Source organism: Rufibacter hautae, assembly GCF_008271695.1.
GTDB lineage: Bacteria > Bacteroidota > Bacteroidia > Cytophagales > Hymenobacteraceae > Nibribacter > Nibribacter hautae.
This window is the reverse complement of the sequence record NZ_VKKY01000003.1, coordinates 1,003,604-1,016,066: the sequence shown is the minus strand read 5'-3', so window position 1 is coordinate 1,016,066 and position 12,463 is coordinate 1,003,604. Positions and strand designations below refer to the sequence as shown.

10 protein-coding genes are annotated in these 12,463 nt (G+C 46.9%); 8 read left to right on the top strand and 2 right to left on the bottom strand.

Translation table 11 applies throughout. The features are described 5' to 3' along the window. The first annotated feature begins 56 nt into the window (after nt 1-56). Together FOA19_RS20655 and FOA19_RS20650 are read left to right on the top strand one after the other, a co-directional pair. On the top strand, nt 57-1,040 hold the full coding sequence (locus FOA19_RS20655; RefSeq protein WP_223809002.1) for a glycosyltransferase family 2 protein: 984 nt from the start codon (nt 57-59) through the stop codon (nt 1,038-1,040). Further along, complete coding sequence (locus FOA19_RS20650; RefSeq protein ID WP_149092728.1) at nt 1,037-2,110, top strand: glycosyltransferase; 1,074 nt, start codon at nt 1,037-1,039, stop codon at nt 2,108-2,110. Before FOA19_RS20655 ends, FOA19_RS20650 begins: the two co-directional genes overlap by 4 nt. 422 nt (nt 2,111-2,532) lie before the next feature. On the opposite strand, the gene FOA19_RS20645 is transcribed toward FOA19_RS20650, so the two are convergent. Continuing rightward, nucleotides 2,533-4,194 carry a glycosyltransferase family 39 protein gene (locus FOA19_RS20645; RefSeq protein ID WP_149092727.1) on the bottom strand — a complete coding sequence of 554 codons (1,662 nt, stop codon included), beginning with the start codon at nt 4,192-4,194 and terminating at the stop codon, nt 2,533-2,535. A gap of 538 nt (nt 4,195-4,732) precedes the next feature. Here FOA19_RS20645 and FOA19_RS20640 point away from each other — a divergent pair. From FOA19_RS20640 to FOA19_RS20615, 6 genes are all read left to right on the top strand, one after another. Further along, entirely contained in the window at nt 4,733-5,440 is a 708-nt protein-coding gene (locus FOA19_RS20640; protein ID WP_149092726.1) for an HAD family hydrolase, read from the top strand. A 515-nt stretch (nt 5,441-5,955) separates the two neighbouring features. Beyond that, the gene (locus tag FOA19_RS20635) at nt 5,956-6,975 is read left to right on the top strand and encodes a UbiA prenyltransferase family protein (RefSeq protein ID WP_149092725.1); all 1,020 of its coding nucleotides are present in this window, start codon (nt 5,956-5,958) and stop codon (nt 6,973-6,975) included. A gap of 65 nt (nt 6,976-7,040) precedes the next feature. Beyond that, nucleotides 7,041-8,477, top strand: coding sequence for a GMC oxidoreductase (locus tag FOA19_RS20630; protein WP_149092724.1), 1,437 nt, complete (start codon nt 7,041-7,043; stop codon nt 8,475-8,477). A gap of 66 nt (nt 8,478-8,543) precedes the next feature. Beyond that, nucleotides 8,544-8,972: a twin-arginine translocation signal domain-containing protein gene (locus FOA19_RS20625; RefSeq protein WP_149092723.1), complete on the top strand. Its 429-nt coding sequence runs from the start codon at nt 8,544-8,546 to the stop codon at nt 8,970-8,972. 191 nt (nt 8,973-9,163) lie between these two features. Further along, nucleotides 9,164-10,657 (top strand): hypothetical protein, encoded by a 1,494-nt coding sequence (locus FOA19_RS20620; RefSeq protein ID WP_149092722.1) that lies wholly within the window; start codon nt 9,164-9,166, stop codon nt 10,655-10,657. A 263-nt stretch (nt 10,658-10,920) separates the two neighbouring features. Next, a complete protein-coding gene (locus FOA19_RS20615; RefSeq protein ID WP_149092721.1) occupies nt 10,921-11,754 on the top strand; it encodes a hypothetical protein in 834 nt (277 codons plus the stop codon). A gap of 283 nt (nt 11,755-12,037) precedes the next feature. Here the strand turns inward: FOA19_RS20615 and FOA19_RS20610 are convergent, their stop codons facing one another. Further along, nucleotides 12,038-12,448 carry a GtrA family protein gene (locus FOA19_RS20610; protein WP_149092720.1) on the bottom strand — a complete coding sequence of 137 codons (411 nt, stop codon included), beginning with the start codon at nt 12,446-12,448 and terminating at the stop codon, nt 12,038-12,040. Nucleotides 12,449-12,463 lie beyond the last annotated feature (15 nt).

The window sequence follows — 12,463 nt, the reverse complement described above, 5'->3', positions numbered from 1 at the left end:
AATTATCAAATAAGAATAATTCACGCTGGTTCACCACTGGTATATATAAAATAGCTGTGCTTACAAGGATTCCATCATCGCCACCTGTTATTCCGCCGGTCTCAACCAACGAGGCCCGGCCTTTGTGGTCTGTGATGATTCCGGTCTATAATTGTGCGGGCTACTTACCTGAGACCTTGGAGAGCGTTTTGCAGCAGGCATTGCCAGCGGAGGAAATGCAGATAGAAGTAATTGATGATGCCAGCACCGATGCCGACGTGGAGAACCTAGTGCGAAGGCTTGGGCGGGGCAGAGTAAAGTACTATAAGCAGCCAGAGAATGTGGGGAGCCTGCGCAACTTTGAAACCTGTATTAACCGTGCCAACGGAACTCTGGTACATATTTTGCACGGAGACGACCGGGTACTTCCGGGCTTTTACCAGAAAATGGGCAACCTGTTCAAGGATTTCCCAGATGCGGGAGCTGCCCTTTGCCGGTTCCGGTATATAGATGAAAAAGGCCGGTGGCTTTACGACCAGACATTGGAATCACCTGAAGACGGGATTCTCCAGAATTGGCTGACCAGAGTAGCGGTCAGAAATCCCTCACAGTACGCGGCCACGGTGGTGAAACGGGAGGTTTATGAAAAGCTGGGTAGTTTCTATGGCTTAACCTACGGGGAGGATTGGGAGATGTGGGTAAGGATTGCCAAGCATTATCTAGTGGCCTATACCCCTGAGATCCTCGCCGATTACCGCAAACACCTTACCTCCATTTCCAGCAACACGTTCCTGACGGGCCAGAACTCCCAGGACATGCTCAAGGTGATGGAGCTGATTCAGGACTTGTTGCCCCCCGAACACAGAAAAGAAGTCCTCCAGAAGTCAAAGAAATTCTATGCCCATTACGGCATAAGAGTAGCCAACCAGGTGTGGCATTCGGTGCAAAGCAAGGAAGGGGTGAAGGCCCAGATCAGGTACGCCTGGGGCATGCACTTTGATCCGCAGCTTCTTTGGAGCACCGCTAAAGTTTACTTTAAAATGACCTTCAACATCACATGAAAGCCGGCGTTTCAATTGTCATCTGCACTTACAACGGCGAAAAGCTTCTGCCAGAAACACTGCGCCATATAGCCCTGCAACAGGTCCGGCCAGACGTGCCTTGGGAGGTCATTATTGTGGACAATGCCTCCACAGATAATACCTCGGCAGTGGTGCGCGAGGAGTGGAAGAAGTATGATGTTCCGGTCCGTTTCTCCCTCCTGCACCAACCCAAACCTGGCCTGACCTTTGCCCGGGAACTGGGTTATACGCACGCGCAGTTTGAGTACATTCTCCTCTGCGACGATGATAACTGGCTTAGTGCAGATTACGTGACCCTAGCGTTTGATTTGATGGAGCAGAACCCCAAAATAGGGGTTTTGGGTGGCTATGGCGATTTGGTCTACGAGGAAGAGCCCCCTTATTTCGCTACGCAAGTCCGGCTTTTTGCAAACGGCCATCAGGCACCTGAATCGGGGAAAGTAGCCAAGAATACCGTTTATGGGGCCGGTTGTGTCCTCAGGAAATCCGCCTATGACCACCTTTTCCGCATCGGGTACCAACCCTTATTAACCGATCGGCTGGCCTCGGCCCTGAGCTCGGGCGGGGACTATGAGATCTGCTATGCCCTGGCCCTTCTGGGCTACGACATCTGGTATGATGAACGGCTGGCTTTTAAGCACTTTATGAAAAAGGAGCGCCAAACTTGGGGGTATTACCTCAGGTACCTAAAGGAAAGCTCGGCCTGTTTTGAGGTTTTGGATGCCTATAATTTTCTGGTGAACCAGGGAAGTCGGTCTGAACTGGACTTCAACTACCGCTTCTTAAAAGGATTTTTGTACTACGTGCAGGAGAGTCTTCGCCTCATTGTGAAACAAGGTGCCCTTGATCCTGCCTCAGACGAATCCAAAATCAACAGCCTGCTTCTTTTGGGCTACAAGACCAGGTTGTTAGGTTACCGGAAGTACTTTAAAGTACGGAAGAATTTCCTGAGGTTACTGCAATTCAAGAATGAGAAGCTCATCCTGAAAGTAGCCCCGAAGAATAAATCTGTTTACCTGTCAAAAGAGTTAAAGCATAATCTTATCTAACCTTCCCAGAATGGGAAAGCATAAGAAAGTCTACTCAGCGGCCTGTTCCTATTGAAACAGGCCGCTCTTCATTCCACCCCAATCATAAAATTTCAGAAACCGATTAGGAGGCATTTTCCTGAAAAGAGGCAGAAAACGATTAAGCTTTTTATCTGGATTGAATCCGATGACGTGATAGGCTAATGATTGCTTGATACTTTAAAATCCTGAATCGGATACAAAACTCAGGTGCTGGTTATTCATCGTTTCTGCTCTTTTATTCTTAAACAAAGAAGAAGTCCTTACACCTGGTTCAAGAGCCAGATGTAAGGACTTCCGCTTTGTCAAGGGTCAGATAAACTTTCCTAAGAAGCTACAAAGTTCCAAAGGCGTTTATGCCCGCCTTTCAGGAAAACGGCCTTGAAACAGGCTTATGCCTTATTTTATGGAACCAGTTGATAAGATAGAACTACTGCATCCTTACCCGTAAACTGCTCTCCTCTTACCTCACCTAAGCTTGAAAACGCAGTCTTTGGGGTTTGTCCGGGCTTATAGTCTTTGTGGAAATACCAGGCGGGCTGATCTACAAAACCTCCGATGTTTACCCTTAAATAGGAGTCATACAGATACCACAAGCGGTTGTGGCTCCTGATCTGTCTTAAACCAGGCGATAGGTTCCGGAGATACTCGCCTTCGTTGGCCGATACGGTTTTCAGGTCCTCTCCTTTTACGGCGTTGAACTTCAGGTTATAGGCTTCTTTGTAGAAATCGTACACATGCCACATATTCCAGTAGACGTACACGGCATCCCCTTCCTTGAATTTCTCATTGATGAACAGGAGCGCCTCACGTCCTTTTTCCTTGTTCAGAAAGTAATCGGGGGTGATGATTTCTCTGGCGGCGTTGTACAGAGGCGGGGAAAAAAGCAAGGTGGCAAGCAAAACCTTTACCGCTGTTCTCCCCGAAAGGAAGGCCAGGATCTCCTGCGCACAATAACAGATAAACATGATAAACATAGGCGCCAAGAACAGTACCAGACGCTCATAAAAAGGGTACTGTTTAAGGAAGGAGGCCAAAAGCGCGAGCAGAAGCGGGAACGCCAGCACCGTGAACCTGGAAAAACTCTTTTTGGCAAACAGGACCATACCCACTCCTAGGAGCAGCAGCGGGAAAAACCGCACCACGATAAAAGGAACCGGAGAAGCCACGGCAAACTTGAAGGTCTGCCCCAACGGGTTCTTCACTATTTCATTGGCTTTCATGAACAACCACTTGGGCAAGGAAAAGGAAACCGGCAGATAGGCCTGGCAATACTTCTCAAAAAAGACCGTAAGCCACTGGGAATCCTGATAGCGGCCTAGGAACAGGACGTAAGTCACCGCGAAGCTGCAGACCCACAGCCCAAAGGCGGGCAGGTACCGGAAGGGAGCTTTCCAACCCTCCTGGCGCAACATTTTCAGAGACACGGCCATGCCTATCCCCGCCAGCACGAAGATGACGGAGTAAGAGAACCAGAGCAGTACCGCCCCCGCCAATCCCCAAGTAAACAAAGCCCCTAGACTGCGCTGCTTGTGAAAGCGGACGTACAGGAGCAGGGCCAGCACGGAGGCCATTAGCTCGGTGCTGTACTGTTTTGCCTCTACGGAATGGTATACCACCGGTGAGCCCAGCGCTAGCATAGCCACCGCCAGCATGGCAGCCCAAGGCTTAAGGAAGTACTTCGCTACCGGCACAAAGGCGAACAGGGCCGCAATTCCGCAGAGCAGCGGAAACAAACGCAGGGCCATCTCCCCTTTCCCCAGGAACTCCACCGCTAAGCGCTCAGCCCACAGAAAACCCAAAGGAGCCTTTTGCTCATAGGCCAAAGGCTGCGTAGCCAGCTCCCAGAAATTCATCCTGATGAGGCTTATGCCCAGGTAAAGTTCATCGCGCCACAATGACCGATTATCAAAATAGTGGAACAGCCTAACCAATATGCCGGCTGAAATGGCCAGCCAGGTAAACAAGGAAATGAACTTCTCGGTTGAACTACGGCGCGCCATTGACGGAAGCACCAGCTCCTCAACAGGGGCAAGCACAGGAGTGCTAGGGGATGGCAGAGTCATACGTGATTTATTAATCTGTAAGGTTGAATAGTAACTATGAAATGAAAAGCCTACTTCTTGCTAGGCTTATATAAGTGAACTTAAATAAGCCAAGCAAGCTTTCCACAACCTTCTAGGCTTGATTGCTTTAAGCCTTATTTTCTATAAAGAGGTTCTAAACGGTAGAAATGTTTGTGCTTCCCTTCAGTCTATTTCTCTAAAGTTATTCCATTAAGAACTTTGCTTGGTCAAAGATACTCAACAATAATACCAGTAAAATTTAATTTATTGTTATTAATATTAAATTTAACATTGCGGTATTATTATTCCAACAAGAAAGTATATACATTTACAGAGTCCGACTATTCAATATAAAGTAGGAATACTCTTTATTTGGATGAGTCCAGTTGGGCATGTGCCCTTATCTCCCAAGATTTTCAAAGGATTGAAGTGCCTTCGTTCAAAATGCTCCTGAAATTGGTTGCGAATTCCAATTTTGGGGCTGGATTTTGCAAAAGAGCACAAAATAGAAGAAGGGTGACTATTAAGCCAAAGCAATATGCAAAATAATTCTACGATTGATTTCAACAAGGTTACCACCATCATTTTTGACGTGGACGGCACCCTTTATGACCAGTCAAAGTTGCGCAAAAAAATGGCGTTAGCGCTGCTGCGTTATTACGCCCTCCGGCCTTGGAAGATGAAAGACGTCTTGATTTTGCATCATTTCAGGGCGGAAAGAGAGAAGATGGCCGGAGCTACGTGCGGCAACCTAGAAAAGGCCCAGTATGACTGGTGCGCGGCTAAGGGAAATTTCCGGCCAGACAGAATAAGGCAGGTAGTGGACCATTGGATGTTCCGGTTCCCTACGAAATACCTGGCTTCTTGTACGTATCCAGGGGTAAAAAGCTTTTTCAGCGTGCTTCGGGAAAACAACATCAAAATTGGGATCTACTCTGACTACGAAGCCGTGGAAAAACTGAAAGCCATGGATCTTGACGCTGACCTTGTGGTTTCCTCCACCCATAAAGAAGTAGACCGGCTTAAACCCAATCCGGAGGGGCTTCACTATATCACTCAAAAAATGGGCGTAAAGCCAGAGAATTGCCTTTTTATTGGGGACAGAGAAGAGTTAGACGGAGAGTGCGCCCTAAAGGCGGGGATGCCTTACCTCATCGTAGAGAAAAAACCCTTCAACGAATTCAATTTTTACGATGTGCTCACAAAGAAACTCCAAGGCAGAAAAGTAAGGCAGGAAGTGGTTTAACCCTGTTTTGGGTAAAACAAGGCAAAAATAGCCTGATGCTCTCCTAGTTCAGGTTTGTTTGTTAAGCGAGTACCTACTGAAAAAGGCTTTCAGACTTACCTAGCCAAGTAAATACCTCTGATAAGGTGCCTGGCTATTTACCGTAGCCACACGTATTTCTCTTAGCTCTAACGGGCCAATCCCCAAAGAAAGCAATTCAAGTTTGGCATCGGCAGTTGAAGGCTTATCCTCAGCCGTTGCTTTTTCAGATTGGGACAATAATTCTCATTTTGGGAATCACACCTGTTGCACATGTCTTGCCGCTACCCCATAATCCAGGCTGAAATATTATAATAAATTAAAGAAATAAGTACATCAACGTATTTATACTATTAATTTTATTCAATTAATTCTTGGCATGGTTTTAACCATAGTATATAATATAAATTTCGGGAGTATCGATTTCACTCCATTTTAATACGCCTACAACCATATTCTAACATTTAATACAGAACGCTAAAACGCCCAGAGAAACTATGTCACAAGCTGCTACTTTACCAGAAGCCTCCAGTCCAGAAGTGGTTTTAAAGCCAGCAGGCTTTAAAGAGTATGTTGCCATTGCCCGTCCTGACCATTGGTTTAAGAACATCTTCATGTTACCAGGCATGCTCTTCGCCTTTATGGTGTATGACACGTCCCTTGATTTAACCTTACTGCTCAGAATAGTCATCGGGATTGTGAGCACCTGCCTTATTGCCTCTGCCAACTACACCATCAATGAGTACCTGGATGCCGAGTTTGACCGGTTTCACCCCGAAAAGAAAAAGCGGTCAGCAGTAGTAACTGTCCTAAGCCCGCTTTATGTGTACACCGAGTATGCTTTGCTGGTGGTATTGGGCCTGAGTCTGGCTTACTTTATCTCCATGCCTTTTCTGGCATTGGAGGCATTCCTGCTCTTCATGGGCATTATGTACAACGTGAGACCCTTCCGCACAAAGGAGCGGGTTTACCTGGATGTGTTGTCAGAGTCAGTGAACAACCCCATCAGACTGGCTTTGGGTTGGTTTATTTTCGTGCCTACCGCCTTGTTGCCAGAAAGCATCCTGAATCCGGTTTGGGCTTTTATCCCGCCAAGCAGCATCATTGTGGCGTACTGGATGGGCGGCGCCTTCCTGATGGCCACCAAACGGTTTGCTGAGTACCGCTACATCAACAACCCAGAGTTGGCGGGTTTGTACCGCAAGTCGTTCAAACGCTATACCGAGAACAGCCTGCTTATTTCTATGTTCTTTTACGCCATTACCTCGGCCTTTTTCCTGGGTATCTTCCTGATCAAGAACAAAATTGAGCTCCTGATCAGCTTCCCATTCTTCGCCTTGCTGTTTGCCTGGTATCTGCAGATTGGCTTGCGCAAAGACTCGGTGGTGCAAGGTCCTGAAAAGCTTCACAAAGAAACCTCCTTCATGCTGTATGTGGTGCTGTTCACCGCGCTGCTCATGGCTTTGGTTTACTTTGACATCCCGGCCCTGAATTGGTTCTTGAAACAGTCTTTTTAGCCATCAGCTGTACCCGGCTTACCTACCCTTTTGAAACTGATCACAGCACATAATCTTTGGAATTGATGAAGTACACGTCTTACGATCTGGTGGTAATAGGCACTGGTTTCGCATCAACGTTTTTTCTGTACAAGTACCTGAGCAAAGCCCCGACCAACGCCAAAGTTCTGGTGTTGGAGAAAGGGCACCTCTTTCCGCATATGGAGAGAGTGAAGGAAAAAAGGGGAGAAAAAACACCATATGCTAAACTGAACCCAGACGCCCAGGAGACTTATGAGAATCTCACTCCTGAGAAGCGGTGGATGTTCACGCAAGGGTTTGGTGGCAGCTCAAACTGCTGGTACGGATGTACGCCCCGGTTCATGCCCTCAGACTTCAAAATGAAGAGCCTGTACGGCGTGGCGGAAGACTGGCCCTTACAGTACGAAGATCTGGACCCCTATTATTCACAGGTAGAGGAATTGATGTCCATCTCGGGACCGGAATTGACTCCGTTTCCTAAAACCTCTAAGTACCCACTTCCGCCCCACCTGTTTACCACGGTAGACAAGATCCTGCACAAGGAATACGGCCACCTGTACATCAACCAGCCTACCGCCCGGGCCAGCGTTGCCGTAAACGGGCGGAATGCCTGCTGCGCCAGTACGGTATGCCATGTGTGTCCCGTGAACGCTAAGTTCACCATTGAGAACTCCAACATGGGGGTGTATGACGACCCTAGGGTGGAAACCGTGTACGGCGCCCAAGTGTACAGCATGGACCTGGAACAGAACCGAGCCCGCAAGGCAAACTACCTCAAAGACGGGAAAGAATACCACGTAGCCGCTGACATCTTCGCGCTGGGCACCAATGCCATCTTCAACTCCAACATTCTCCTGAATTCGGGGGACACGAATGCCTTCACCGGCAAAGGATTGGGCGAACAAGTAGCCCTGGAGGCATCGGTGTACCTGGACAACCTGGAGAATGTGGGCGGAAGCACCTGGGTGAATGCCAACGGGTACATGCTGTATGACGGCGAACACCGCAAGGATTCTGCCGCTTGCCTCATGGAGTCTAACAACGCGCCATACATCAGGCTGGAGCGCGGAAAATGGCGGCACCTCATCAACTTCCGGATGATCTTGGAAGACTTGCCAGAAGCCAGAAACTTCGTGGCCAAGACCACGGACCGCATGAAGCCTGCCATCACCCACAAAGGCCCCTCTGAGTACACGCTCAAAGGCGTTGAGCACCTGAAAGCCAAACTGCCTTCCATTCTGGCTTGCCTGCCCGTGGAGAAAATTGAGTACTCACCGCTCATTGAATCTGAGGCCCACATTCTCGGCACCACCAGGATGAGCAAAACCGCCGCCGAGGGGGTCATTGACAAACACCTGATCCACCACCAATACCGCAACCTGTTTGTGCTGGGAAGCGGCAGTTTCACCACGTACACCCCAGCTAACCCAACGCTTACCTTATCTGCCTTGTCTTTACACGCTGCAGATAAAAGTTTTTAATTGTCATACCCCCTGAAAGACCAATAAAGCAAACCATTGGCCTGAAAGACAAAAACACTTACCGATATGAACAGACGGAATTTTCTAAGATTAACCGGTCTTGCCGGGGCGGCTCTGGTGGCTTTACCAAGCCTGGGCTTTATGTCTACTTCTATCAAAGACGCGGCAGTGGGCATTATTACCAAGGAGCTGAGTTACCTTAAGCTGGATAAAAAAGGCGTGGAGCAGTTCGTGGATGATTACTTCAAAGGCCATTACATCAACAGCAGCCTGAAAACCCAGATCAACCTCAAGTCTTGTTACTACCTGGGGGTAGACGCCAATGAGTCTCGGCTGCTTTCTAAGCTGGTCCACAATTACCTTACTTCCACAGATTTCTTCCTGAACAAGATGGATGAGAGCAAAACCGTGAAGTACATTGGCGTGAACAAATCCTACAAAATGCCGTGCTCTAACCCATTTTCCTCCTTCTACTACCCTCCGGCAACTGTGTAGCGGATTCAAAGATTGCGGGCTGCATGAAAGGCTTGTCACCAAGGCACTAAGGATACCCCCAAAGTAAGCTACGCCTTACTCAAACGCCTCCTGAGAGATACTGATGATAGCTGCTTAAGGCACTACTGCAAAAAAAAGCCAACATAAAATTTATCATATAGAAGAGATTATACAAAATAATAAATGCACATATGAGCATTCCCACGCTTTCCTTTAGACAAGCTTTCACCGCAAGAGACATTAACTACTACAGTTTCTTGAATGAGTATACCTCACCAGAGAAGTATAAAGCCTCTATTTTAAAATATAAGATCTTCTGCTGTGTGTGGCCTATTGCCTCCATCTTCCACATGGCCAACTATAATGGGTTCACCCTGAACCTTACGTTCTTTCTCTTAACCAGCGCCGCCATAGCCCTTATCTCAAAGCCTTCTTCTATTCCCCGGTTGCTCGTCTTCATCTCCATGCAGATGTTTCAGGCTACCCTTGATCTCCCGGGCATCAGCAACCACTGGATTCTGACGGCCTTTGTGAACATCACCATTCTGCATTCCTTCATTTACCTTATCATTAAAAGAAAGAGCTTTTACATTGACAAAGTAGAATTCCTCAACACCTTTGCGCCGTTGGTGAAGATAGAGGTGATTGTGCTATATTTCTATGCCGTTTTCCATAAGCTTAACGCCGGTTTCTTTGATTTGGACGCCAGCTGCGCGGTGAGGTTCATTTTGGCCCAGAACAATTACTACAATATCCTGCCCTCAGACAAAGCCCTTTTAGCGCTCAACATCTATGCGACTTTGTTTTTTGAGGCCATTATTCCCATTCTGATCTGTATCCGGAGAACCCGCTATTGGGGAATTTTGGTAGGGTTGGTTTTCCACTTCGTTATTGCCTACAACCCGATCAACGGTTTCTATGACTTCTCCTCGGCGGTATTTGCGCTGTATTTCCTGTTTACCAGTACCGCTTTCAGTGAGAAGATAAACTCCCTCTACAACAATTTCATTAAGCGGAAGACGGTCCTGAAAAAGCATATGCTTGAATTCAACATCGTGAACTTCGCTATGTTCACGGTATCCCTTTTGTTCTTCCTGTTCCTGATCTACTATTACAACAAAGTATTCCAGGACTATTTCCGCCACATTGTCTGGACTACCTACGGCATTGGTTTTATCACCGTCTTTATCATGTCAATGAACGTGAAGGAGAAGAACACAGAACCAAACCCCTTTACAGTGGCCCATTACACGCTTCTTTTCTTCCCGATTCTGGTGTTCCTGAACGGTCTGTGCCCTTATCTGGGTCTCAAAACCGAGTCTTCCTACGCCATGTTCTCCAATTTAAGAACGGAAGCCGGCGTGTCTAACCACTACATCATACCGGTAAACGCCCAGATTTTCGATTTCCAGAAAGATGTGGTGGAGATTGTGTCAACGTCTGAATTCCACTTGCAAAATGTGGCCAAGGCAGGTAAACTCATGACTTTCTTCCAGTTCCGCAGATTTGTCAGAACAGAAAGGCCAGAGTTTGTGACCTACAAGAGAAACGGCGAATTGAAGACCTTCACCCTGAGTAAGGCCACCGCCAATGATGAGTTGTTCCAAAAAGACAACTACCTCCTGGAGAAGCTCATGATGTACCGATACTGGAATAAGAGTGGCGTGCAGGAGTGCGCCCATTGATAGCATCTAAGTCTACTGACACTCCGCTTGCTTCTTCAACGCTGCCAATTAAGGTGGCACCTAGACGCGCCACCTTAATTGAGTAGCAGTAGAATGGTGTTCTGGTTTAGGGTCTGTTTTTAGAAAACCAGCCCTAAACCAGAACTGCCATTCATTCGGCATAAATGTCAAATGAGTGTGCGTCCTGAGCTTCATAAAAATTGAGCTTCTGGGCTGTTATTCAGAAATCACCTTTAAACCGTTAAGTTTTCATTCAGCTTTCAATGGAACATATATCCAGCGTACATCCATCAAAGATTTTTGGCATTCTCTTCAAGCTTTTTCTGCTGGTGATCACGTTGAGTTTGGTGGCCATTTCACTTGACCACTATTTCAAGAACATCGCTGTAAACCACTCCATAGCGTCTAGCTATACCTTCAGGACGTACGTAGTGGGCATGTTTGATGCCAACGGAGAAAAGAACATTCCTACCTACTTTTCATTCCTGAACTTAGCCCTTAGCGCAGGCCTTTTGTTTGTCATCGGCAAAGAAGTGAAGGAATCTGAGAAGCCCAGGTTCTATAAAAGATGGTATCTCTTGGGGCTCTTGTTCATTTTCCTGGCACTGGATGAGTTGCTGATGCTCCATGAGGTCATGGGTTTGCCCTTTATAGCCTTGATCAAGTACTTCAATCAGGGGAATGACATCGCATTGGTAAGGTTCACAGGCTTTATTCCGTACTTCCTGGTGTTGATCATTTCCTCCTTTTACTTTTTGCCGTGGTTTCTAGCCTTACCCAGGAAAACCATGATCAGCTTTGTCTTAGCTGGGTCCATGCTGGTATTTGGCGCCTTAGGCGTTGAAATGATTGGAGAGCTTATCATTGGGGTATATGGCAAATACAGCCTCCCCTATAAGATAGCCACCAACCTTGAAGAATCCTTTGAGATGCTGGGCATCATCTTCTTTATAAAAGCCTTACTCAACCACCTAAAAACGATTCAAGACTTTATCACCGTCAGATTTGACCTGCGGGAGACTGATAAAAGGAAGGTGGCCGGGACCGTAAAAGAAGAATCACTGGTGATCAAACGAAGAAGCAAGCATCTTATCTAATATTCCATTATAAATTCTATTACATCATAAATTACCCAATAAACAGAGAAGCCTTCCTCTAAGCGACCAGCTAGTAGGAAGGCTTCTCTGTTTTTGGCACTGATAAAGCGCCCGAACTTATTAATCAGGAAGTCTTTTATAATCTCCTGCGTCCGCTTATTGTTCTAAGCCTCAAATCTGGAAAAATGGCCAGAAAGGCGGAGGATGACTAACCTTTCAATACTTTTACGTAGGCAAACAAGTCGTGTGTTGACTCACCCTAAGAGCAAAAAGACTTCCCGCATTACCCTTTGAACACAAACAACTTCTTGGTGACGAAGTTAAAGATGGCCACGAGCAGTATTGCCAGGATTTTACCGGATTTGGGCTCCAGGGCTACCTTCTCCACGAAGAGCCAAATCAGTCCCTGGTTGATGAGCAGACCCGCAAGCGAGAAAAACATGAAAGCCAGAAACTCAACTCTGGAAGAGTACTTTCCTGCTTTAAATACCCAAACCTTGGAAATCAGGTAATTCAACAGGATCGCCAGCACAGTAGAGCTGAAATTGGCGACCATGTAATTCACGTGGTAGAAATCAAAGAGCACTACAAACACCAGCATATCAAATACAACACACAGGCCGCCCACCAAAATAAACTTAATCAGCTGGGAGAACTTCTCCTGTTTTTCAATCCGATGTATAAATGAATTCATGTTTAGCACTATAAT

Bases quoted from the DNA above. Each gene is read 5' to 3' on its own strand.
- FOA19_RS20650 (WP_149092728.1), top strand. From the start codon at position 1,037: ATGAAAGCCGGCGTTTCAATTGTCATCTGCACTTACAACGGCGAAAAG.
- FOA19_RS20645 (WP_149092727.1), bottom strand. From the start codon at position 4,194: ATGACTCTGCCATCCCCTAGCACTCCTGTGCTTGCCCCTGTTGAGGAG.
- FOA19_RS20640 (WP_149092726.1), top strand. From the start codon at position 4,733: ATGCAAAATAATTCTACGATTGATTTCAACAAGGTTACCACCATCATT.
- FOA19_RS20635 (WP_149092725.1), top strand. From the start codon at position 5,956: ATGTCACAAGCTGCTACTTTACCAGAAGCCTCCAGTCCAGAAGTGGTT.
- FOA19_RS20630 (WP_149092724.1), top strand. From the start codon at position 7,041: ATGAAGTACACGTCTTACGATCTGGTGGTAATAGGCACTGGTTTCGCA.
- FOA19_RS20625 (WP_149092723.1), top strand. From the start codon at position 8,544: ATGAACAGACGGAATTTTCTAAGATTAACCGGTCTTGCCGGGGCGGCT.
- FOA19_RS20620 (WP_149092722.1), top strand. From the start codon at position 9,164: ATGAGCATTCCCACGCTTTCCTTTAGACAAGCTTTCACCGCAAGAGAC.
- FOA19_RS20615 (WP_149092721.1), top strand. From the start codon at position 10,921: ATGGAACATATATCCAGCGTACATCCATCAAAGATTTTTGGCATTCTC.
- FOA19_RS20610 (WP_149092720.1), bottom strand. From the start codon at position 12,448: ATGAATTCATTTATACATCGGATTGAAAAACAGGAGAAGTTCTCCCAG.